Raw genomic sequence first — 21243 nt, forward strand, 5'->3', positions numbered from 1 at the left:
CAGTTCGATCGCCGGATCGCGCAGAACGGTTGGCCGGGTACGCGGAGCCCCACCGTAAGCGTTCGTTTTGACGTACGTACGGAAAAGCGTACCCTGTTGGACCATTGAACCTGCATCGAGATGCGCCATGCCCGGAATTACCGCCACTGAAGCACGCAGTAACCTGTATCGGCTGATCGACGAAGCCGCCGAGTTCCACCAGCCGATCGTCATCACTGGCAAACGAAACACGGCGGTATTGGTGGCTGAGGAAGATTGGGCGGCCATTCAGGAGGCGCTGTTCCTGTTGTCCGTGCCTGCCATGCGCGAGTCGATCCGCGAGGGCATGGATACCCCGGTTGAACAATGCGATGAGGAACTGGATTGGTGACATGGAAGTTGGTCTACACCAGGCAAGCCCAGAAGGACGCCAAGAAACTCGCCGCCAGCGGCCTGAAGCCGAAAGCCCAGGAATTACTGGCGCTGATCGCGGAAGACCCGTACCGAAAGCCGCCTCCGTTCCAGAGGCTCGTCGGTGATCTTGCAGGAGCCTGTTCACGCAGGATCAATATCCAGCATCGTCTGGTGTACCAAGTGCTCGAGGAGCAGCGTGTAGTGAAAGTCCTCCGGCTCTGGAGCCACTACGAATGATGCATTGTCGGAAACACTACACCCATTGCCTGAGCGATGGCCGGGACGACTCGTGTTCAGTCGAGCCGGATCGCATCAATTGGGGAGCGCATCAATTGGTGAGAGAAAGCGATATCGGTGTACGCTCCCCGGAATTCCCGGGGCGCGCTGCCGTGCCGTGGTCGCGTGCTGCTCTTCCAGTGTCCTGGCAGAATCGCGCCAGAACGCCCAGTCGACATCTATGGCCCATTCTGTGCCGACGATGCTATGCAGATTCCGTATAGCGTCGAGAGCCTGCCGGAACTGCTGGGGTTGCAGCCCCGAATCCTGCCCCAGGCGACCGGGGTAACTGTCCATATCCTGTCGAAACAGATTGGCCAGGCGTCGTCCGGAAACCGACAGAATGAACTGCTCCGCACGCTGTATGTGCCAGCGTACTGCGGTGGGCATAACGCCTTGCTTGATACGCAGATTTTGGCAACGGTCCCAGAAACGACGCTCCGCGTCGCCGCGACTTCCCGTCGCCATGAGCCAACCTCCTGTGAGCCGATGGAAAAATCGCAGCCACATGGCGCCGCACCGGCTGTGCGCGCTCGTGCCCGAGTTTTGGCGAGAGTCGAGCGCTTGGCAGCAGGGAATCCTGGAGACGCCGCGGAAGTAGGTGAAGGAGTCTCTGAGTTGCGAATCAACTATGGCCCCGGTTACCGGGTGTACTACAAACAGCAAGGGCGTGAGTTGGTGATCCTGTTGGCTGGCGGTGATAAGAGGACCCAGTCAAGAGACATCAAGACCGCTCTACGCCTTGCCCGCAATCTGTAGGATAGTCCATGAAAAAGACAGTTACGTCCCGTTACGATGTTGCTGAGCATCTACGTACGCCTGAAGAAATGGCGGCATATCTAGAGGCCTGTTTGGAAGAGGCAGAAGGTGACGCCGCATTTATAGCAAAGGCTCTCCTGATTAGCAACGAGAGTCAGCCAACCGCAGGGACTGCTCGGGCAGTGGGACTTTTATTGCCATGCTGTCACCCTCCGCTCAAAGCGTAGCCTCAACGTATGGCCGATGGTGGCTCAGAGAGTGATCCTGGCTGACTCTCGTTGCCAATCAGGAAGGCTCTTGGTGATATTGCCCGTGCGAGAGGTATGTCGCAAGTGGCACGCGATGCAGGTGTATCACGTGAAAGCCTATACAAGGCGCTTTCTGGGGAACGAACTCCAGGGTTCGATACAATCCTAAAGGTCATGGCAGCGCTGGGCCTGAAGCTGCATGCGGAAGCGGTGCATATCCCAAATCATGCCCAACAAGGCGCTCCATCCGACGCTCGTACCTCGCGCGGTTGAGCGCTGGCGTTCGGCAGTAACAAAACTAGTGTGAGAGGTGGCCTATGAGGATCAAAGACCTTATTGATGAAGCAGAGGCTCTCCCAGTGGAAGAGCGTGCGCTAGTGGTCGATTCGCTTCTGCGCAGTCTCAACCCGCCCGAATCCAGGATCGATAAAAAATGGGCTTCGGTGGCGCAGGAGCGACTACAGGAGTTTCGTTCCGGTGATGTGGAGACGGTCCCCGGAGAAGAGGTGTTTGCGAAAATCTGGGGCGAGCAATCTCAATGAGCTTCCGTTTTCACCCTGAAGCTGAGCGCGAACTTCGTGAGGCTGTCGGCTACTATGAAGAGATCGAGCTTGGCCTCGGATACGATCTTTCTGTGGAGGTGTATTCCGCAGTTCAGAGGGCTGTATCGTATCCAAAGGCCTGTCCAGTGCTTGACGGTGATATCCGGGGGAGCATTACGCGTTTGTCCCAGCCGAGTTCGGGCGCTGAACATCTGCGGCGGTGTTGAGTAGGGTGGCGCTGGAGACAACCGCCCACGGGAAACGCGATGCCCCAGTCCGCACCCCTGCCGCGCTTTTGCTGCGACGTCGTCGAGGAACCGCAACTGGATCTGATCCGGGGGCTGGTCGCCCGCTATCCCCAGCTCAGCCGCACGGAACGAGCCGCCACCGCCTGTGAGCTGCTGGGGTGGCTGCGCGCCAACGGCAAGCCGAAGACGGTCGAGTGCAGGGTCTTGCTCGACACCCTGGAGGAACAGCAGCGGATCGTGCTGCCGGCGCGACGGCAGAAGCGGGCCAAGCGGGTGGCCGTGGCGATTGCCGATCCAGGGGCCACTCGCGGCACTGGGCCCGCTGCGACTGAGCGAAACCGATCGCGAGACGCTGCAGCGCGAGGTCGCGGGCCTGCCGTCGGAGATCGCGACCGACGACATCGAGTCGCGGCTGTTCGATCTGACCGCGCTACGGATGCAACTGGCGCTGGTCGAGGCGGACGAGAACGCGTTCGAGCCGCACCGCAAGCGGGTGGTCGAGATCGCGATGCTGCTGGAGGAGAAGGCCACGATTCCGGCGGTCGCGGCCCAGCTCGAATACCTTGCCGGTTTGCAGGAAAGCGCGTTCTGGGAAGGCATTTCGCTTGCAGGGCTGGAGGAGCTGCGCCTGCGCCTGCGCGGGCTGGTTCCGTTTCTCGACAAGAAGAGTCGCACGATCGTCTATACCGACTTCAAGGACGAAGTGCTGGGCGTGCGGGACGGGGAGGCGGTTTCCATCCCGAAGATGACCGGCGCGCAATACGAGAAGAAGGTCAACGATTACCTGCGCCAGCATCTGGATCACCTCGTGATCCGCCGCCTGCGGACCAATCAGCCGCTGACCGCAATGGACCTGAAGGGGCTCGAAACGACGCTGGTCGAGATCGGCGAGGAGGACGGGGAGACGCTGCTCTCGGCTCTGCTGGCCCGCAGCGAGTCGCCGTCGCTCGCCCATTTCGTGCGCGGTCTGGTCGGCCTGGACCGCACGGCAGCCCAGGCGGCGTTCTCCCGGTTCCTGAACGACCGCAGCCTCACGCCGCAGCAGATCCGCTTCGTCGAGATGGTGATCGACCAGCTCACCGCGCGCGGCGTGATGGACGCCTCCGCGCTCTACGAGCCGCCGTTCAGCAGCCTGCACGCGGGCGGCCCGGACGAACTGTTCGCGGGCAGGGAGAACGTGATCGATGCCGTGTTTCAGACCCTGGCGTCGCTGGAGCCCCGGATACGGGACACCGCAGGCTGAGCGGTATTCACAGAGGCGCCGCGGTGGTCGCGTTATTGTGATTTGCTGGCCTGGTCGGACGCCTTTCCGGACGAACCGCGGATCCAGGACCGTACCAGGGATACGACCGCACCACCCGTGACCAAGCCCAGAAAATAGACGAGGATGATCAGGGCAGAGAGGGGCAGCGTGAGGCGCAGGGTCAGAAACTGGACGGTCACGGCGCCCAGGTTCTGGAAGGTGAATACCAGCACCACGACCGTGAGAAGGATGATGAGGGCGATGTAGATGTAGCGCATGATGTTCTTCCTCCTGTCCATTGTTTAGACCCGTGTGATTGTGCGTTCAACCCGACAGCGCGGAGAGGTTGTTTGGGTGTACTGTCTGCGGAAATCCAAGACGGGAGATGACGGTGCCTTCACTCGTATCCCACCTACGAACACTCGCCACCCACGCGGTCGAGCCGCTGCAGACCGAGACCGCGATGCACGGGTTTCTCACTGCCTGCGCGCTGACGCCGGAGGAGGAGGTGCCGCTGGCGGACTGCGTGGAAGCGGGTTTCGGTATCCCCAGTCCGGAGAAACTCCCCGAGGAAGCCCGGCAGGCGCTGGAGGGGGCGCTGGATGAAATCCGGGCGACGCTGCACGCGGGGAACTTCCGTTTCGATCCGCCGCTGTCGGTACCCGAGGGCGAGCGCTGCTTCATGCGCTGTTCATCCTCGGCGCGCTCCGTGGCGAGGCGGCGGGCCGCGCGTTTGCCGCGGCAGTCGAGCGCTTGCGCACGCATCCCGAAGATTCCCTCTGGGAGTGGATCAGTACCGAGTTTCCACAGCTCTGCGCGGGCAAGGAAGACTTCATCAGGCCGGTGCTCCTCGTCATTCGGATTTTCCGCGGCTCACCCTGCGGGCAGCGTTCGTTCGGCGGTTCCGATCGAGGCGTCCGGCCGGTGCGTCAGACCAGCCACAGCCACCAGATGCCGATGCTGGTGACCACCATGAGCAAGAGGTTCAGTGGCGCACCGACCTTCGCGAAGTCGGTGAAGCGGTACAGGCCGGTGCCGTAGATCATCGTGTTGGTCTGGTAGCCGATCGGCGACAGGAAGCTGGTCGACGCGGCGAACATCACGGCCAGCACCAGCGCGAAGAAATCGATCTGCAGGATATGCCCCAGCGAGACCGCGACGGGCACGAGAATCACCACCGAGGCATTGTTGCTGACCAGTTCGGTGAGCAGCGTGGTCAGCAGGTACAGCGCCATCAGCACGAGAATCGGGTGCCAGTCGCCCGCGTGTGTCGCCAGCAGCCCGGCGAGCAGGTCGGCGGCGCCCGACTTGGTCATCGCGATGCCCAATGGAATCACCCCCGCGAGCAGGAAGATCACCGGCCACGACACCCCGGTGTACATGTCCTCCTTGTCGACGCAGCCGGTCGCGACCATCGCCACCACGCCCAGCAGTGCCGTGACCACGATCGGCAGCGGTGTCAGTGCCGCGCCGAGCACCACGGCGGCCATCACACCGCCGGCGATCCACATGCGCCGGCGGTCGAATTCATCGTGGCTTTCCTCCAGGATCATCAGGTCGTCCGCATCTCGGAGGCGAGTCAGCGCAGTGCGCGAGATTTCCAGCAGGGCAACCCCGCCGACTTCCAGCGGCTCATCGGCAATGCGGCGCTCTTCCAGCGCCCCTTTTTCCAGACCGATCAGCCGCGCCTGATAACGGTCCCAGAATTTCGCGGCACGAACCTCCCGGCCCTCGAAGCGCCGGGCGTCGCGGAGCAATACACGCACCAGCTTGCCGTCGCTGCGCACCCGGCTGGACTCGCCGGAGACCGAGAGAACCTCGACCTTGTCGGATTTGATCAGATCCATTACCTGCCGCAACTCGGCATGGACCTGGATGATGTCGTCGGGGTGTACCCGGATTTCTTCAGCGCGCTTGATGTGGACGATGTCGCCGCGGACGAGCTTCAGCACCTGTACCGATGCCTTGAGCGCAAATTTGTACTGTCTCAGCGTTTGGTCCACCAGCGGGCTGTCGGCCGGGACGCCCAGTTCGATCACGAAGCGGTTCTCGTCATCGCCCAGCCGGACCAAGTCCTTTTTCGGCATCAGCCAGCGGCCGATGGTCACGAAGTAGACCAGGCCGACACCGAGCACGATCAGGCCCAGGTGGGTGAACTCGAACATGCCGATCTGGCGGCCGAAGTCCTCGTGGTCCGCGAGGATCGCCGAGGCCAGAATGTTCGTCGACGTGCCGATCAGCGTCAGCGTGCCCCCGAGCATGCCGAAGAAGCTGACCGGCATCAGCAGTCGCGAGGCCCGCAGTTTCAGCCGCCGCGCCATGTCGAGGACCAGCGGGATGGCCACCGCGACCGCCGCGGTGTTGTTGATGAATCCGGAGATCAGCCCCACCAGCGCCGCGATGATCAGGATCATGCGCAGTTCGGATTTCCCCACCATCGGAAACAGGCGCTGGCCCAGCACGTGCACCAGCCCGGAGCGCTGGATGCCGGCCGACAGAATGAACATCGCCAGCACCGTGACGGTAGCGGTGCTCGACAGGCCGGAGAGGCCCTCGCTGACCGTCGGGAATGCCGCCTGGAGGTCGACGCCCCGTTCCAGCAGCCACTGGGAGTGGAACAGCTGCGGGATGGCGATCAGCGTGACCATGATCAGGATCGCGGTGATGTCCAGCGGCAGTTTCTCGCTGGCGAACAGGTACAGCGCCGCGGCGATGAGAGTGAAGACCAGCGCGATTTCGACGGTCACCTGATTTCTCCATGCAGTGGCCGGAAGGATCCCGGTTCCGGGCTTGGGGGTGCGTGCGTGGAGGCTCCATTGCGGGTGGCCGTCCGAGGCGTCGATAGTGTCGCGCAACGGCAGCTCGGCCAGAAGGGGTCTTGATGTTCGGTAATATCCCGGCCACATCCTCTCTCGCTTGGCCTGTGTTCTGGCGGGGCAACGATGCTAGTGACATTCGGCAGCGCCCCCACGGTGATGAAGCGAGTCCCTGATGATCTATGCTCAGCGCAAGGGGGGGTGCACAGGGCATCTCAACGGGAATCGGAGCCGGCGTGGCAAGCAACGCGATCATTCGACACGCGCACAGGGGCGACGCCGAGGCGGTGGCGGCGATCTGGAATCCACAGATCCGGGATACCGTTTTCACCTTTGACCACCACGAATACCCGGTGGAAGAGGTTGCCCGGATGATCGACGCACGGGAGACGGCGGGCCTAGTCTGGCTGGTCGCGGAGGAGGACGGTGCCGTGACCGGGTTTGCGACCTACGCGCCTTTCCGCGACGGCGAGGGTTATGCCCGGACCATGGAACACACGATTTTTCTGGATCCGGAGGCGGCTGGCGACGGGCTGGGAGAGTTGCTGATGGATGCGCTGGTGAACGAGGGTCGCGCGCGTGGGGTGCATTCCCTGATCGCCTGTGTGACCGGGGAGAACGAGGTGGGGCTGAAATTTCACCGCGACCAGGGTTTCGAGGTCGTCGGGTCGATCTCCGAGGCCGGGCGCAAGTCTGGGCGCTGGATGGATCTGCGAATTCTGCAGCGGCGCTTGTGACGGGGGCGGTGGAGCTTTGTCGAGGCCTTGGACTTTCTGCATCCCCGGCCTTCCGCCGAAAGCGGGGGAGGCCCTTATCGCTCTTCGCCGATGACCGACCGGCGAATCCTCGATCGTCGAGGTCAGCGAATATCGTAGGAGGCGAAGAACTGGCCGACCCCGTCGCTGCCCAGGGTATCGTAGTACAGCGTATGGGGAATAAAGGCTGCGGGCGGGTCCAGCGCCAGTCCTTCGAGCAGGGTATCGAAGGACTGGCCGCCGAGCAGGCGGTGGAAGTGGGTCAGATAGATCCGGTGGAGGACGCGATCCTTCAGCAGGGCGTGTAGCACACGTGGTCCCGCCATCGAGTAGATGCGCCGGAACCCCTCGCGTCCCAGTGCGTCGATCAGGGGCTTTCCTTCCACGTGCTCGCCGTCGCCGGCGATCAGGATACGCACCCCGGTTGTTTCCACCGCCTCGCGATTACCCAGGTCCGCTTTGCGTCCCAGCGCGAAGTAAACGGGACGCTCCAGCAGGCTGCAGCGTTCGGCAAGGTTCGGGTCGAGGCTGCGGCTTAGGACTACTAGGGCGGGTTGCGGCGGCAAGTCCCGGGCCTTGCGCCAATCGTGAAGATCCTGGAACCGGGGGTCGCGTTCCACCGGGAGCTTATCCTGCAACTGGCGATCGGGAATCTGGCGCAGGAACGCGGCGCTGACGATCAGCGCATCGGCGCGCGCGGCGAGTTCCTGGAACAGGCGCCAGTCCCGGGGGTTGGTGATCGCGGGCGGCGCGGTGCGCCGGCCCTTGCGCGGGTTTTCCACCGCGATCCGGCCATCCAGGCTGGAGATGAAGTTGGTATAGACGAAGGCCCGGCCGGAAGCATCAATCGGTCCGATCGCGTCTGCCAGATAAAGCCCTTCGAGATCCTGCTCCTGCTGTGGAGCAGGGAACAGCCTTAATACCTTGCGTTCGCTCATCTGAAGTGCCCTTGCATCGTCGCTTCGCGCTGTACGAAGCGGTAAACACTTCTCACCGGTTCGACACCGGGACGCAAGTGCTGGTACCGCACTGTATTCAGTGCCAGGTTCCCAGCACAAGGCAGGAAGCGCGATACAACCTCGCTACTAATGTGGCTATTGGGATCAATACCGCAGCCACTAGGGAAGTCCAGATTGATTCGTTATCGCGAGGAGCGAAGCCTTTAGCCTCGAGCGCATCATGGCGGGACCTGGAGATCCATGAGGTACGGATTTCGTGGGCGCCGCTTGGATTAGTCGCTGCGCTCACTGCGGGCCAGCCTGCGGCTGTCCAATGCGCTACGCGCATTAGTGCCGCGCTTCGGGCGCAATGATAGGGCCCCTTGTTCAGTGTTTCCCTAGCGGTCGAGGCGGTTGGTTGAATCAGCCGTTTCGAGGCACGGAGGCGAGGTTCTCGCTCAGATTCTGCCAGTTCTTGAGGTTCGGCGGCCAGACACCGATAATGCCCCGCTGTCTGGCTACAGATCGAAGCAGTGAGCAACCATGAAGAGCGGCGTCGCAACAGAGTCCCTGTCCGATGAGACGCAGGTGGCGGCCACGCCGGAGGTGGTGCACAGGTATGCCCGGAAGAGGCTCCCTGTCCTGGTGCAGTTCGGTACCGGTTTTCTGGCCAACCACCTGGGGCGACGCCTATGCCGGCTACGGTGTGGCGGTGGTCCCACCCTTGCGCACAAGGATGTTCAGCGACCCGAAGGGAGCCATCGGGGACATGGCAAGCGCCCTCGGGGACGGTAGTGGTTGATGTCCCGGATCACCGGAATCGCCCTATGTGGGAGGGGGATATTCTGCCGTACCAGGCGCTGGAGCGGCTCGGCGAGGGCGATGCACTGGTCCTGGCCCCGCATCCGCAAGATGAGGTGCTGGGCTGCGCGGGCGCGATCCTTTCGCATCTGGAGGCCGGTGACACGGTCTCCGTCGTTATCGTTACCAACGGCCGCCCCTTGGAGGGTGACGATGTTGCACGGGAAGCCCACATCCACTTGCGCCGCGAGGAATCCGAGGCGGCCGCGCGGGTACTGGGCTATGGCGCGCCGCGGTTTCTGAACGAGCCGGATTGGCGTCTCGAGTACGGCGAGCGCCTCGTACGGCTACTGCTCGGGTTGATCGAGGAAAAGCGGGCCGGTTGGGTCTACGCGCCGTCCCACTATGAGGTGCATCCGGACTATCGGGCGATGGCACTGGCGGCCATGGAGGCAGTGCGCCGGGTGCAGCGCCCGGTCCATCTGGCGCAGTATGAGATTGGTAACCCGCTGATGCCCAACCGGCTGCTCGATATCAGCCGCCACATCCAGACGAAGCGGCGGGCGGCGTCCTGTTTTCCCTCGCAATTGGCGTATCAGCCGTACGACCGCCAGATCATCGACGGCCTCAATTGCTTCCGAACCTGCACGCTCCCCAAGGGGATACGGGCGGCGGAGGCGTATCAGGTCATCAGCGCCGACGAATTGCGCCAGGAACGGCCTGGTCTCTACGCAGCCCTGCTGCGACCCTGGCGGCCCGTGCGCAATCAGCTGGTCGCGGCGGACACTTTGGTGTCCGTGATTGTCCGCAGCGTCGGCCGGCCGCAGTTGGTCGAGGCGCTGCGCTCAATCGCGGCCCAGACCTATCCATGGATTGAGGTCGTCCTGGTTGATGCCGCCGCGCAAGGTGATCTGGGCAGCTCCGACTGGGTGGGTCCCCATCCCGTCCGCCGGGTGGGCGGCGACAGGCGATTGTTGCGAAGTGCTGCGGCAAACGCTGGGCTGGATGCGGCCCGGGGCGCCTACATCGCCTTCCTGGACGAGGATGATTGGTACGAGCCGAACCATATCCAGCGGCTGGTGGATGCGCTCGAGGAGCAGTCCAATGTAGTGATCGCTTATTCGGGGGTGCGCCGGATCCGGACCACTGAAGAGGGTCGGATCGAAGATCTCGGCGTCTTCGACGAGCCCTTTGACGCCTCCCGGCTTTGGCTGGAGAACATCATCCCGATCAACGCAGTGCTGCTCCGGGCAAACGCCATTCGTGGTCATTGCCGCTTTGACGAGAACTTGGATCTGCACGAGGACTGGGACTTCTGGTTGCAATGCCTGGACCGCGGGGACTTCGTTCGCCTCGGTGGATCGAGCGCGGCGTACCGCATCGGGGCCGCGTCGACGTCGGGCGTATGGGAGGACGCCGATCGTGTCCAAGAGAGCGCGCAGCGCCTGCTGGAGAAATGGTGGCCGAAGCTGGAGCCCGCTGTGATCCGCCACGGTTTCGAAATCGTGCGTGAGAAACTCAGTACCGCGCATGAGGCCTTGCGCGAATCCCATCGGGCGGCGGCGCGCGAGCAGGAGGGCCTCCGTGGGGCCCTCGAGGTGAGCCGGCGCTACACCGACGACTTGTTGCGCCATTTGAACGGTCAGGACACACGGTTGCAGGCCATGGATGCGGCCTTGCGCGAATCCCATCGGGCGGCGGCGCGCGAGCAGGAGAGTCTGCGTGAGGCCCTTGAGGTGAGCCGGCGCTACGCCGACGACTTGTTGCGCCATTTGAACGGTCAGGACACACGGTTGCGGGCCATCGAGGCATCACTGAGAACTCTCGATCAGCGGCTCGATCACCTTACCCGCTCCCTGGAGCAGTTGGTTGGCCAACACCATGAAGGTCACCGCTACCTGGTGGACAAACTCGCCGAGAATCGAGCGGAAATCGATTCCATAAAGGAACTTCTCGATCCGTTGCAGCGGTCGCCGGGCCGCCTCGGGATGGGCGGTTCCGCAGACTCAGAATCCGGTTGAAAATTATGCGAGAAACTCCCGACAGGCGCTCGAGTGACGCCTGCGCGTTCACCATTGTCTCCAGGAACTACCTGCACTTCGCCCTGACCCTGCTGCGCAGTGTCCAGGAGCACTCGCCGAGGGTAGACCGCTGGGTGTGCCTGTGTGACGAGCCCGGGGGGGTGAACGCGGCGGAGTTGCCGTTTCAGTTGCTGAATATCCGCGATCTGCCGCTGGGGGACGTGGACGCCTTCATCTTTCAGTACACGATCCTGGAGTTGAATACGGCGATCAAGCCGTACGTGTTCGAGGCCCTCTTCGAGCGCGGCTACGACAAAGTCGTGTACATCGATCCGGACATCCGCTTCTACGCTCCCCTGGACGGGATTCTGGACTTGCTCGACCGGTGCCAGATCCTGCTGACCCCGCACCTGACGGGGCAGCTGGATGACGGGCGCCACCCCAATGAGTTGGCGATCCTACGCAGCGGCACCTACAACCTTGGATTCCTCGCGCTGCGTCGAGCGCAGGACAGCATGGAGATGCTGCGCTGGTGGCAGGGCAAGCTGGCGCGCGAGTGCGTGGTAGATTTGCCGCGGGGTCTGTTCGTGGACCAGAAGTGGATGGAACTGGTGCCCAGCATGTTCCCGGAAGTCTACATCAACCGGGACCCGGGCTGGAACGTCGCCTACTGGAACATCAATCACCGCCGTGTGGAGCGCACCGCGGAGGGCTACCGGGTCGACGGCCGCCCCCTGCTGTTTTTCCACTTCTCCGGGGTGAGCATTGATGGCAAGGTGTTCAGCAAGCATCAGGACCGCTTCACTATGGTCTCGGTGCCTGCGTCGGTACGTGAGCTGGTCCGGGATTACGTCGCGGCTCTCAACGGGAACGGCGCGGCCAACTTCGCGAAAATTCCGTATGGCTTCGCCACGTTCGCCAACGGCATCCGGATACCCGATGAGGCCCGCGAGATCTTCCGCCGGAATCGCCGGGAATTGCGTCTGTCGGCGCCCGTGTACACTGCGCAAGGGGCCTCCGAGGTGATCCATCAGCTCAACAAGCCGGCCACCCTGGCAGGGCGCAAGTCGCCGCTGGTGACCCGCGTCGCCTACCGGTTGTACGAGAAGCGCCCCGACCTGCAAGCAGCGTTCCCCGACGTGTTCGGGGCCCATGCAGCGGCTTTCGCGGAGTGGTTCGTGCGCAGCGCCACCGAGCAGGCAGGCATCGGCGAGCCGTTCGTCCGCCCGATTCGCACGCGACTGGAGTGTGACGGGGGGGGCGCGGCGGTGGAGCAGGCCGTTACGACCCCGATGGTAAGCGTGGCGCCCCGGCGGTCAAGGGCCATGAAAGGGATCGCCGCCGGCGCCTACAGGATCGCCTGGCGGGCGCGGCCCATGCTGCGCCGCTTCGTCCCCTACAACACGCGCCATCTGCTGCATGGCTGGCTCGTCCGGCACGCGTTCCGCACCGCGGAGAGCGGCCCAGCGCAGGGCGCGGTGGATTGCGGTGCGAGGCTGCCGAGCGGGGTCAATGTCCTCGGTTATCTGCACGCGGCCTCTGGGGTCGGCGAGTCCGGCCGCACCATGCTGCGGGCCTTGCAGGCAGCGGGTTACCCGGTGGCTGCGCTGGATTTTCGTGTCGGCAATGTCTCGCGGATGCAGGAGGAGCCGCCGCTCGAACCGGTCGACGAACAGGTCTACCGGATCAATCTGCTGCATGTGAACGCGGACCAGGTCCCGGTGGCCCACAAGACCCTTGGCGCCGGATTCTTCGCCGGCCATCGCAACATCGGCTATTGGGCCTGGGAGCTGCCGGATTTTCCGGAACACTGGCGCTCCTCTGCGGACGTGCTCGACGAGGTCTGGGTGCCCTCGCGCTTCTGTCAGGAGGCCATCGGCCGGGCGCTGCGGGTGCCGGTGCTGCGGATCCCCCATGCCATCGACCTTGGCGAGCCGCCACCTGTAGACCGCGATACCGTCGGCCTGTCGCGGGACCGGTTTCTGTTCCTGTTCCAGTTTGATCTGCTCAGTATCGCCGCGCGGAAAAACCCCCAGGCGGTGCTGCGGGCGTACCGGAAGGCTTTCGGTGAGCAGCCCAAGGACGTGGGGCTGGTGATCAAGCTCGCCAACGCCGAGCACGACCCCGAGACTCTGGGCGAGCTGCGACGTTTGGCGGAGGACGATCCGTCGGTACGGCTCATCACGGGCTACCTGAGCCGCGCGCAGGTCATCGGCTTGATGAACGCGGTGGACTGCTTCGTCTCCCTGCACCGCTCGGAGGGCTTTGGGCTTGCACTGGCGGAGTCGATGTATCTGGGTAAGCCGGTCATTGCTACCGGCTGGTCCGGCAACATGGACTTCATGAACTCCTGGAATTCGCTGCCCGTGCGCTTCCGGTTGCAGCGCCTCGAGAGCTCGGCCGGCCCTTACCCCAAGGGGAGCCACTGGGCCGATCCGGACGTGGCGCATGCTGCCGAATGCATGCGCCGGTTGGTGGACGATGCAGCCCTGTGCGTCCGCATCGGGGAGGCGGCGCGGGAGACCATCCGCACGAACTTCTCGCCGGCGGCGGTGGGGCGGATCGCCGCGCAGCGCCTGCGTCTGTTGGAGCCGGCATCTGGTGATTGAGCCGTCCGAGCGGGGCCATTGTGGTCCTCTCGCGCTTGCGGGGGATGGAGTAAGGCAACGATTGCCGTGCTTCATAAGCGATCCTGATTAGCAATGAGAGTCAGCCAACTGCAAGGACCGCTTCGGGCAGTGGGATTTTTTGCCATGGTGTCACCCTCCGCTCAAGGTGTAGCCTCAGCGTACGGCCGGTGGTGGCTCAGAGAGTGATCCTGGCTGACTCTCGTTGCTAATCAGGTAAGCGATTGTTGTCTCTCGGGGTGCCATGTGGCGCGATGATCGTTAGGCTGGGCCGATGAGACGCCTGCACTCCGTCCGCAACGTTTGCCCGCCGCGCGCAGTCTTCGGCAGTGCCGAACTCGGGCCAGGGCCGCTGCCCGTTGCGACCTATTCGGTGGTGGCACGCGACACGGAAACCGGCCAGCTCGGGGTGGCCGTGCAGTCGCATTATTTCGCCGTCGGCAGTGTGAGCCCGCATGCGGAAGCCGGCGTGGCCGCGATGACCATCCAGTCCTTTGCCAAACCCCGTTATGCGGTGGAAGGCCTACGGCTGATCCGCGAGGGGGCGTCGGCTCAGGAGGCGCTGACAGCGCTGCGTCGCGGCGACACGCATGCGGAGTACCGCCAGTCGGCGATAGCCGATACCCTGGGCGGGGTCGCGGTCCACACGGGTGAACGCTGCATCCCGGAAGCGGGTCACCACTCCGGGGACGGGTATGCCTGTCTGGGGAACATGCTGCTCGAGGTCGGCATCTGGGAGCGGATGGGAGCGGCCTTCGAGGCGGCGGACGGCGAACTCGTCGACCGGTTGATCGTTTCGCTCGAGGCGGCGCAGTCGGCGGGGGGCGACCTGCGCGGCCGGCGTTCTGCCGCGGTCATCGTCGTCAGTGCAGAGGCATCGGGGGATCCGGCAATCGACGTGCTGTTCAATCTTCGGGTCGAAGACCACGAGCAGCCGCTGCAGGAACTGAACCGGCTGGTGACCCTGAAGAAGGCGTTTCACCATAACAGCCGGGGCGACCATCACCTGCGCAATGGCGACGTGCACGCGGCGTTGTGTGAGTTCTCCACGGCCGTGTCGATGGCCCCGGCCCACGAGGAGCTGGTTTTCTGGCAGGCCGTGGCGATGGCGATCGCCGGGTTCGAGAAAGAGGCGGAACCCCTGTTCCGGGAGCTGTTCGACGCCTCCCGGAACTGGCGGCTGCTGGCGGAACGTGTCGCCCGGTCCCGGTATCTGCCCGAGGGGTCGCACGCGCTCGATTCGGTCCTGGAATCCGCGCCTTGACGACGGCGGGACGCGGGCCGCGAGCGGGTCCGCCCGGGACAGGGTATTTCGACACCGCGGCAGTCCGGTTGGCCGCCGGCAGGGTTTCGGGGGCGGGGGGTGTTGGCCGGTGGCGCCAGGCTCAGGGGATTGCCGGTAGTGTCCCCGGCTCGCAGTGCGACAGAGGAAACGAGAGATGTGGTTACGCGTGAGTTGCCATCTGGAGATGCAGTTTGCTGTGGCGAGTCCGATGATCCTGTTGTTGCGCCCGCACAGCGATACCCGGCAGTGGGTGGCCCGGGATCACTATGCGGTTTGGCCCGGCCTCCCGATCGCGGAATACACCGACATGTACGGCAACCGCTGCCAGCGCCTGCTGGCACCCGCTGGATCGTTCCACCTGGAAGCCTGTTCGGACGTCCAGGTACCCAGTGGCGTCGAGCAGGCCCCGGGGGCACCGTTCGTGGAGGTGCAGGATCTCCCCGCCGAGACGCTGATGTACCTCGCGCCGAGCCGCTACTGCGAGTCCGACAGGCTGGGCGGACTCGCCAGCGAGATCACAGGTGACTGCCTGCCCGGATACGACCAGGTGCACGCCATTTCGGCCTGGATCCGCCGCACCCTGGCCTACCGGGCGGAGTCCGATCCGACCCCAGTCTCCGCGGTGGAGGCGCTGAATCGTGGCGACGGCGTCTGCCGCGACTTTGCGCATCTGGGTATCGCGCTGTGCAGAAGTCTGAGCATTCCGGCCCGGATGATCGTCGGCTATCTGCACGGGCTCGAGCCGATGGATCTGCATGCCTGGTTCGAGGCCTTCGTCGGCGGCAGGTGGTATGTGTTCGATCCGACCCGTGCGACGCTGGGCGGCGCACGGGTGTGTCTCGGTCACGGCCGCGATGCAGCCGATGTGCCCGTGTTCACGCAGTTCGGTCCACCCGTGATCCCCTCCTGCATGAAGGTGTCGGTCGAGGAGATCGCCGGCTCCCAGCACTGACCTGGACGAGGCTGGGAGATGCTACGCTTCGAGTCTTGTCGTTCGCCTGGTGTTGCGTCCAGCGCGGTGGTGGGTCGCGCAGCGCCCTGGCGCGCCACACCGTGGAGCATGCGATGATCCCGCTCTGGTTCAAGCTTGCCTATCTCGCCTTTATCGTGGTGCTCGTTCCCGTGTATAGCGTGGAGCACGGGCTCGTGAATTTTCTCTGGCTCTCGAACGTGGCGTTGCTCGGTGGCCTGCTGGCGGCGTGGTTGGAGAGCGCGCGCGTTGCAAGCATGGTGTTGCTGGCGGTTCTGTTGCCCGAACTCGGTTGGATCGTCGATTTTCTCGGCAGCCTCCTGCTGCTGGGTCCCACGCCGCTGGGTGTCGTCGATTACATGTACAACCCCGAGATCGCGCTGTTCGTGCGTCTGCTCTCCCTCTACCACCTGCTGTTGCCGTTCGTGCTGCTGTGGCTGGTGTGGAGGCTGGGGTACGACCGCGCGGCCTGGAAGCTCTGGATTCCGATCGGGTTGTCGATCCTGCTTTTGAGTTTCCTTTTCTCCAGCCCCGAGCGGAACGTGAACTGGGTCTGGGGCCCGGGAGGCGAGCCGCAGGAGTGGATGTCGCCCCATGCCTGGCTGATGGTGGTCATGGTGTTCTGTGCCGTGTTGTGGTGGGCTACCCACGTACTGGTGGGGCATGTACTGCGGCGAGTGGCAGACCGGGCGCCGCCACGGGTCCGCTGATGGCGTCGCGTCGCGTCTCGGACAAGGGGCAACGCCCGGTGAAGCAATGGCTTTGCTGACCTGGATCGGGATCCTGATCTGCCTGTCGCAATCGGCGATGCTTTCAGGCCTCAACCTGGGGCTGTTCTCGCTGAGCAAGCTGGAACTCGAAATCGCGGCGCGCAAGGGCGATCCCCGTGCACGGCGGGTGCTGCATCTGCGCGAGGATTCCAACTTCGCGCTGGTCACGATCCTCTGGGGCAATGTCGGCGTGAACGTGCTGCTGGCGCTGCTCTCGGGCTCGGTCCTGAGCGGCGTGGTCGCCTTCCTGTTTTCGACCGTGGTAATCACCATCTTTGCGGAGATCATCCCGCAGTCCTATTTCACCCGCAACGCGCTGCGCATGGCTGCGCTGCTCGCGCCGGTCCTGCGCGGCTACCAGCTACTGCTGTACCCGGTGGCACGACCGACTGCCTGGGTCCTGGATGCATGGCTGGGTGGCGAGAACGTGCGCTATTACCCGGAGCGGGATCTGCGCCAGGTGATCCAACTGCACATGGAGGCGACCGAGTCGGAGATTGCGCGGGTGGAGGGCCAGGGGGCGTTGAATTTTCTCGAGCTCGATGATGTTCCGCTGGACGCGGAAGGCGAACCCGTTGATCCGTCCAGCGTGCTTCAGCTCGAGTTCGACGGTGCGTATCCGGTGTTTCCGCCGATCTCCCCGCGCGCGGACGACCCCTTCCTGCAACGAGTGAATCGCTCCGGAAAGAGCTGGGCCGTGATCGTCGATGCCCGCAACGAGCCGAGGCTGGTGCTCAGCACCAACGACTTCATCCGCGAAGCGATGTTCGAACCCGCGCGGTTCAACCCGCTGCGGCATTGCCATCGCCCGATCCTGGCGCGCAGCGGCGAGCGCAGGCTGGGTGATCTGATTGCGCGGTTTCGGCTTTATTCCGGGGAGGCGGGCGATGACATCGTGATGGACGACGTGGTGCTGCTGTGGGGGCCACAGCCGCGGGTGATGACCGGGACGGACATCCTCGGGCGCCTGCTGCGGGGGATCGCCGCCAGCGAGCGTAACGGGATGACCGCGGACGTCGAACTGGCCCGGCGGTTGTCCTGATCGGGAATGCCTGGCGCCGGTGGCATCAGCCCGCGTATCAGGCGCCGTACAGCCAGTTCCATGCCCGGCGCGTCAGGTACCAGAGAAGCATCGCGGTCAGGAACACGGCCAGCAACAGTGCCAGGGCCTCGCCGGGGGTCGGCATGCGGCCCACCTGCAGCAGCAGGTGCGTCGCCAGCGTGACCATCGCCGTTGGCGGCAGAATCCCGATCACGCTGCCGACCAGGAAATCGCGGAAGCGGATGTGCGTGGTACCTGCCAGCAGGTTGATCAGCGTCTGCGACACGACAGGAAGCATGTTGATGACCACCATGCTCTGGATCCCCCGCCGCGCCAGTGAACGGCTCAGGCGTTTCATGCTGGGCCCGGACAGGCGCCGCACCGGGCGGCGCCCCAGGTAGCGCCCTGCCAGGTAGCCGACGACCGCGCCGGCCACCGTGCCCAGGTAGGCGATTGCGAATCCGGACCAGGGACCGAGCACGATGACCGCCACGGGCACCAGCACCAGCTGCGGAATCGCGACCTGCAGGCCGATCACGGTGCCCGCGAACACGGCCCACGGCAGCCAGGCGCGGTCTTCGAAACGTTCGGCGAGCGCCCGTACACGGGTCGGCCCCCAGTCCTCGTCCTGTAACGCGATTCCCCAGACCAGCGCCATCACGGCCAGTATGACGAAGACGCCAAGGAACAGCAGGAGCCGGAATCGCGGGCTCATAACGCATCGGCCCGAGCCGCGCCTTCCGGCAGGCAGCGGCGTTCGGCTGTGATGCCCGGCTTGCAGGTCAATCGAGTTCTCATGGCGGCTTTGTCCGGCGTTGGTGGTGCGCTTCCCGTCACGGCCCGCGTCAGGTGCACTATGCTTCCGGGATCCATCGTTACGAAGGATAGTGCACCGGGGAAGTCCAGCGGCTCCGGCGTTTGGACGCATCCTGGGATCGGAACCGCGTGCAGGCGGCCAAGCGATCATGACGATACGCTCCACCGCGAGAGATGAACGTGGACGCGTAGCGTGATGATCGCTCTCCGTCGCGCGAGGGGGCGATCTCGACCGCGCCACGCGCGATTTTCACGTTCAGGATGATATTGGAGGAGTGCTAATGAGTGATCGTGACGCCTATCTCGAGAAGATGAAGGCCAGGATCGACGAGTGGAACGCCGAGGTCGCCAGACTCGAGGCCAAGGCCCGGGAAGCCGAGGCCGACATGAGGCTGAAATACGATGCGCAGCTCAAGGAAATGCGGGAGCAGCGCGACGCGCTGGAGGAAAGGCTCCGCGACATGCAGCGTGCGGGCGAGGAATCCTGGAGGCGGGTGCGCGACGGGATGGAGGCCGCCTGGGACGAGATGACCCGGGCCTTCCGGGAGGCCGCCGACCGCTTCCGGTAACGAGGCCTGCTGCGACCCGCCCGGGAAACCGGGGCCGCCCAGCCATCCCGGAAACCGGCCCTCGACCACGGCCGCGCGAGGATCGGGAAGGGGAACCGATCCCCGCTGCGCTACGCCGATGCCGAGCGCTTCAAGTGGTGCGGGACGCGGCGCCCGTCGACACGGGTCTGTCGCGTCACCTCGCCGTTAGGCCGGATCAGGCGTGGCCCCGCAGCATTTCTTGTATTTCTTGCCGGAGCCGCAGGGGCAGGGGTCGTTGCGGCCGATCTTCGGCCCTGCGCGTCGAACGGATTTCGTACGCTGCTCGGCGAGCTGTTTCTGAAACGGTGCGAAGTAGTCCTGCAGTTGTTGCACACTCTCCACGATCTGATCCGGGGCGTCGCGGAGCAGGGCCTCCGTCTCCTCGGTGAACTCCTCCAGGGTTTCGAGGCCTTCGTCGGTGCCGTGCAGCAGGATCGGTGCCAGCAGGTCGGGCGCCTGTTCCTGCAGCTGTGTCCACCAGGGGTCTGCGAAGGTCGACATTCCGAACACGAAGCCCTCCGCCCATTCCTCGACGATGGTGAAGGATCCGCCCTGCGCCGCGATAGGCTGGCCGAATATCGGTTCCGGGAACCCGGCGCTGACCATCGTCAGCACGTGATTGTAGTGGCGCATGACCAGGCCCAGTATCCACTCGGCCTGCGCCCTGTCGTTGAACGCCGGGTCGTCGTTTCCCGCATCCATGTCCCAGACCCACGGGAGCCAAACGCTGGGCGGGATCAGTTCCGGGTTCAGCGCGATAGCGGTCAGGTAGCCGTCCAACATCGCCAGATCCATCGCCGCTTCGGGCACGGCGTGGGACATGAAGAACGCGTCGAGTTCGTCGAGTTCGTCGTCGGAGAGACCTGCGGTAGGGTTCGTCATCGGGGCTCCTGGAACGCCTGAGAGAGCAGCGGGCTTCGATGTGCGTTCAGTATTATCTGTCGACAAGCCGCCAGGCAATGGTTTCTCCGGCGCGCAGCGGTACACCGGGCCGGTTTCCGAACGGGAGTTCGTCCGGAACCGCCCAGGCCTGCCGCTCCAGGGTTACGGTCTCCCGGTTGCGCGGAAGGCCGTAGAAATCGGCACCGTGAAAACTGGCGAAAGCCTCGAGGCGCTCCAGCTCGCCGGCCGCCTCGAACACTTCGGCGTAGAGTTCGAGGGCCGCGTGCGCGGTGTAGATGCCCGCGCAGCCACAGCCCGACTCCTTGGCATGGCGAGGATGCGGCGCACTGTCGGTGCCCAGGAAGAACTTGGGACTGCCACCGGTGGCGGCCGCGACCAGCGCCTGGCGATGCGTCTCGCGCTTGAGTAGCGGCAGACAGTAGTGGTGCGGGCGCATCCCCCCGAGGAACATCGCGTTGCGGTTCAGCAGCAGGTGATGCGCGGTGATGGTGGCGCCGATCCAGGCCGGGGCGGCGCTGACGAACTGCACGGCGGTACGGGTGGTAATGTGCTCGAGCACGATCCGCAATTCGGGAAAGTCGCGTACCAGGGGTTCCAGCGTACGCTCGATGAAGACCGCTTCGCGGTCGAACACGTCGACGGACGGATCGATCGACTCGCCGTGCACCAGCAGCGGCAGCCCGTGGCGCTGCATGGCCTCGAACACCGGGTAGCAGCGTCGCGGGTCGGCGACCCCGCTGGCGGCATTCGTCGTCGCGCCCGCCGGGTAGTATTTCACCCCGTGAACGATCCCGCTGGCCTGCGCGCGCACGATTTCCTCGACCGGCATGGCCTCGGTCAGGTACAGGGTCATCAGGGGTTCGAACGCAACCCCCGCCGGAAGCGCGGCGAGAATGCGGTCGCGATAGGCTCGGGCCTGTTCGGTGTCGACCACCGGTGGCTTCAGGTTGGGCATCACGATGGCGCGTGCAAACCGCCGTGCGCTGTCGGGCAACACGGTCCGCAGCACGTCGCCGTCGCGCAGGTGCAGGTGCCAGTCGTCAGGTCGGGTGAAGGTCAGACGATTCATGGAATTCCCGTCGGTCGTGGGAGGCGGTTCGGCGACATCATTAAGGAAGCGCTGAACACTCGTCATCGCGAGGAGCGAAGCCCTTGGTCGCGGGTGCAGCGCGGCGGGACGTGGCGATCCTCTACGCACTG

The 21243-nt window shown here is 64.4% G+C and carries 22 protein-coding genes and 1 pseudogene; 16 read left to right on the forward strand and 7 right to left on the reverse strand.

Annotation, left to right across the window (positions count from 1 at the left end):
* Positions 1-127 precede the first annotated feature (127 nt).
* Entirely contained in the window at positions 128-370 is a 243-nt protein-coding gene (locus tag TVNIR_RS05360) for a type II toxin-antitoxin system Phd/YefM family antitoxin (protein WP_015257967.1), read from the forward strand.
* Entirely contained in the window at positions 367-630 is a 264-nt protein-coding gene (locus TVNIR_RS05365) for a Txe/YoeB family addiction module toxin (RefSeq protein ID WP_015257968.1), read from the forward strand. The genes TVNIR_RS05360 and TVNIR_RS05365 overlap by 4 nt, the downstream gene beginning before the upstream one ends.
* A gap of 75 nt (positions 631-705) precedes the next feature.
* On the opposite strand, the gene TVNIR_RS05370 is transcribed toward TVNIR_RS05365, so the two are convergent.
* A complete protein-coding gene (locus TVNIR_RS05370; RefSeq protein ID WP_052316617.1) occupies positions 706-1137 on the reverse strand; it encodes a hypothetical protein in 432 nt (143 codons plus the stop codon).
* A gap of 21 nt (positions 1138-1158) precedes the next feature.
* Here TVNIR_RS05370 and TVNIR_RS18860 point away from each other — a divergent pair, with 21 nt between their 5' ends.
* From TVNIR_RS18860 to TVNIR_RS05380, 5 genes and pseudogenes are all read left to right on the forward strand, one after another.
* The gene (locus TVNIR_RS18860; protein WP_083499367.1) at positions 1159-1428 is read left to right on the forward strand and encodes a type II toxin-antitoxin system RelE/ParE family toxin; all 270 of its coding nucleotides are present in this window, start codon (positions 1159-1161) and stop codon (positions 1426-1428) included.
* 8 nt (positions 1429-1436) lie between these two features.
* Positions 1437-1556 (forward strand): annotated as a pseudogene (locus tag TVNIR_RS20500) (helix-turn-helix domain-containing transcriptional regulator); the annotation flags it as partial.
* A 150-nt stretch (positions 1557-1706) separates the two neighbouring features.
* Positions 1707-1949, forward strand: coding sequence for an addiction module antidote protein (locus tag TVNIR_RS18870; protein ID WP_211263151.1), 243 nt, complete (start codon positions 1707-1709; stop codon positions 1947-1949).
* 44 nt (positions 1950-1993) lie between these two features.
* Positions 1994-2218, forward strand: coding sequence for an addiction module protein (locus TVNIR_RS05375; protein WP_043739403.1), 225 nt, complete (start codon positions 1994-1996; stop codon positions 2216-2218).
* A gap of 534 nt (positions 2219-2752) precedes the next feature.
* Positions 2753-3709, forward strand: coding sequence for a type I restriction-modification enzyme R subunit C-terminal domain-containing protein (locus TVNIR_RS05380; protein WP_015257969.1), 957 nt, complete (start codon positions 2753-2755; stop codon positions 3707-3709).
* A gap of 32 nt (positions 3710-3741) precedes the next feature.
* Here the strand turns inward: TVNIR_RS05380 and TVNIR_RS05385 are convergent, their stop codons facing one another.
* Positions 3742-3987: a LapA family protein gene (locus TVNIR_RS05385; RefSeq protein ID WP_015257970.1), complete on the reverse strand. Its 246-nt coding sequence runs from the start codon at positions 3985-3987 to the stop codon at positions 3742-3744.
* 107 nt (positions 3988-4094) lie between these two features.
* On the opposite strand from TVNIR_RS05385, the gene TVNIR_RS21225 reads away from it, so the two are divergent.
* Entirely contained in the window at positions 4095-4676 is a 582-nt protein-coding gene (locus TVNIR_RS21225; protein ID WP_418081273.1) for a UPF0149 family protein, read from the forward strand.
* On the opposite strand, the gene TVNIR_RS05395 is transcribed toward TVNIR_RS21225, so the two are convergent.
* A complete protein-coding gene (locus tag TVNIR_RS05395; protein WP_237251758.1) occupies positions 4639-6615 on the reverse strand; it encodes an SLC13 family permease in 1977 nt (658 codons plus the stop codon). The genes TVNIR_RS21225 and TVNIR_RS05395 overlap by 38 nt on opposite strands.
* Positions 6616-6761: 146 nt before the next feature.
* Here TVNIR_RS05395 and TVNIR_RS05400 point away from each other — a divergent pair, with 146 nt between their 5' ends.
* Positions 6762-7262, forward strand: a complete 501-nt coding sequence (locus tag TVNIR_RS05400) for a GNAT family N-acetyltransferase (protein WP_015257972.1) — start codon at positions 6762-6764, stop codon at positions 7260-7262.
* Positions 7263-7384: 122 nt separating this feature from the next.
* On the opposite strand, the gene TVNIR_RS05405 is transcribed toward TVNIR_RS05400, so the two are convergent.
* Positions 7385-8218, reverse strand: a complete 834-nt coding sequence (locus tag TVNIR_RS05405; RefSeq protein WP_015257973.1) for a RibD family protein — start codon at positions 8216-8218, stop codon at positions 7385-7387.
* 827 nt (positions 8219-9045) lie between these two features.
* Here TVNIR_RS05405 and TVNIR_RS05410 point away from each other — a divergent pair.
* From TVNIR_RS05410 to TVNIR_RS05435, 6 genes are all read left to right on the forward strand, one after another.
* Entirely contained in the window at positions 9046-11040 is a 1995-nt protein-coding gene (locus TVNIR_RS05410) for a PIG-L family deacetylase (RefSeq protein WP_015257974.1), read from the forward strand.
* Between the two features lie 5 nt (positions 11041-11045).
* Positions 11046-13649, forward strand: a complete 2604-nt coding sequence (locus TVNIR_RS05415; protein WP_015257975.1) for a glycosyltransferase — start codon at positions 11046-11048, stop codon at positions 13647-13649.
* Between the two features lie 292 nt (positions 13650-13941).
* Positions 13942-14931: a DUF1028 domain-containing protein gene (locus tag TVNIR_RS05420; protein WP_157092201.1), complete on the forward strand. Its 990-nt coding sequence runs from the start codon at positions 13942-13944 to the stop codon at positions 14929-14931.
* Between the two features lie 175 nt (positions 14932-15106).
* A complete protein-coding gene (locus TVNIR_RS05425) occupies positions 15107-15904 on the forward strand; it encodes a transglutaminase domain-containing protein (protein ID WP_043739410.1) in 798 nt (265 codons plus the stop codon).
* 113 nt (positions 15905-16017) lie between these two features.
* Positions 16018-16632, forward strand: a complete 615-nt coding sequence (locus TVNIR_RS05430) for a hypothetical protein (protein WP_015257978.1) — start codon at positions 16018-16020, stop codon at positions 16630-16632.
* Between the two features lie 46 nt (positions 16633-16678).
* Positions 16679-17734: a DUF21 domain-containing protein gene (locus tag TVNIR_RS05435; RefSeq protein ID WP_043739414.1), complete on the forward strand. Its 1056-nt coding sequence runs from the start codon at positions 16679-16681 to the stop codon at positions 17732-17734.
* A 37-nt stretch (positions 17735-17771) separates the two neighbouring features.
* Here TVNIR_RS05435 and TVNIR_RS05440 read toward each other — a convergent pair whose 3' ends face one another.
* A complete protein-coding gene (locus tag TVNIR_RS05440) occupies positions 17772-18449 on the reverse strand; it encodes a TVP38/TMEM64 family protein (RefSeq protein WP_015257980.1) in 678 nt (225 codons plus the stop codon).
* 382 nt (positions 18450-18831) lie between these two features.
* Between TVNIR_RS05440 and TVNIR_RS05445 the strand changes: the two genes are divergently transcribed.
* On the forward strand, positions 18832-19119 hold the full coding sequence (locus tag TVNIR_RS05445; RefSeq protein WP_015257981.1) for a sll1863 family stress response protein: 288 nt from the start codon (positions 18832-18834) through the stop codon (positions 19117-19119).
* Between the two features lie 186 nt (positions 19120-19305).
* On the opposite strand, the gene TVNIR_RS05450 is transcribed toward TVNIR_RS05445, so the two are convergent.
* Both TVNIR_RS05450 and pyrC read right to left on the reverse strand, forming a co-directional pair.
* Positions 19306-20022, reverse strand: a complete 717-nt coding sequence (locus TVNIR_RS05450; RefSeq protein WP_015257982.1) for a UPF0149 family protein — start codon at positions 20020-20022, stop codon at positions 19306-19308.
* Between the two features lie 52 nt (positions 20023-20074).
* On the reverse strand, positions 20075-21112 hold the full coding sequence (pyrC, locus tag TVNIR_RS05455; protein WP_015257983.1) for a dihydroorotase: 1038 nt from the start codon (positions 21110-21112) through the stop codon (positions 20075-20077).
* Positions 21113-21243 lie beyond the last annotated feature (131 nt).

Origin of the sequence: Thioalkalivibrio nitratireducens DSM 14787, assembly GCF_000321415.2 — a bacterium.
GTDB classification, from domain to species: domain Bacteria; phylum Pseudomonadota; class Gammaproteobacteria; order Ectothiorhodospirales; family Ectothiorhodospiraceae; genus Thioalkalivibrio; species Thioalkalivibrio nitratireducens.

Excerpts from the sequence above, each read along its gene's own strand:
- TVNIR_RS05360 (WP_015257967.1), top strand. The coding sequence starts at position 128 with ATGCCCGGAATTACCGCCACTGAAGCACGCAGTAACCTGTATCGGCTG.
- TVNIR_RS05370 (WP_052316617.1), bottom strand. The coding sequence starts at position 1,137 with ATGGCGACGGGAAGTCGCGGCGACGCGGAGCGTCGTTTCTGGGACCGT.
- TVNIR_RS18860 (WP_083499367.1), top strand. The coding sequence starts at position 1,159 with ATGGAAAAATCGCAGCCACATGGCGCCGCACCGGCTGTGCGCGCTCGT.
- TVNIR_RS05375 (WP_043739403.1), top strand. The coding sequence starts at position 1,994 with ATGAGGATCAAAGACCTTATTGATGAAGCAGAGGCTCTCCCAGTGGAA.
- TVNIR_RS05385 (WP_015257970.1), bottom strand. The coding sequence starts at position 3,987 with ATGCGCTACATCTACATCGCCCTCATCATCCTTCTCACGGTCGTGGTG.
- TVNIR_RS21225 (WP_418081273.1), top strand. The coding sequence starts at position 4,095 with ATGACGGTGCCTTCACTCGTATCCCACCTACGAACACTCGCCACCCAC.
- TVNIR_RS05395 (WP_237251758.1), bottom strand. The coding sequence starts at position 6,615 with ATGTGGCCGGGATATTACCGAACATCAAGACCCCTTCTGGCCGAGCTG.
- TVNIR_RS05405 (WP_015257973.1), bottom strand. The coding sequence starts at position 8,218 with ATGAGCGAACGCAAGGTATTAAGGCTGTTCCCTGCTCCACAGCAGGAG.
- TVNIR_RS05410 (WP_015257974.1), top strand. The coding sequence starts at position 9,046 with ATGTGGGAGGGGGATATTCTGCCGTACCAGGCGCTGGAGCGGCTCGGC.
- TVNIR_RS05415 (WP_015257975.1), top strand. The coding sequence starts at position 11,046 with ATGCGAGAAACTCCCGACAGGCGCTCGAGTGACGCCTGCGCGTTCACC.
- TVNIR_RS05420 (WP_157092201.1), top strand. The coding sequence starts at position 13,942 with ATGAGACGCCTGCACTCCGTCCGCAACGTTTGCCCGCCGCGCGCAGTC.
- TVNIR_RS05425 (WP_043739410.1), top strand. The coding sequence starts at position 15,107 with ATGTGGTTACGCGTGAGTTGCCATCTGGAGATGCAGTTTGCTGTGGCG.
- TVNIR_RS05430 (WP_015257978.1), top strand. The coding sequence starts at position 16,018 with ATGATCCCGCTCTGGTTCAAGCTTGCCTATCTCGCCTTTATCGTGGTG.
- TVNIR_RS05435 (WP_043739414.1), top strand. The coding sequence starts at position 16,679 with ATGGCTTTGCTGACCTGGATCGGGATCCTGATCTGCCTGTCGCAATCG.
- TVNIR_RS05440 (WP_015257980.1), bottom strand. The coding sequence starts at position 18,449 with ATGAGCCCGCGATTCCGGCTCCTGCTGTTCCTTGGCGTCTTCGTCATA.
- TVNIR_RS05445 (WP_015257981.1), top strand. The coding sequence starts at position 18,832 with ATGAGTGATCGTGACGCCTATCTCGAGAAGATGAAGGCCAGGATCGAC.
- TVNIR_RS05450 (WP_015257982.1), bottom strand. The coding sequence starts at position 20,022 with ATGACGAACCCTACCGCAGGTCTCTCCGACGACGAACTCGACGAACTC.
- pyrC (WP_015257983.1), bottom strand. The coding sequence starts at position 21,112 with ATGAATCGTCTGACCTTCACCCGACCTGACGACTGGCACCTGCACCTG.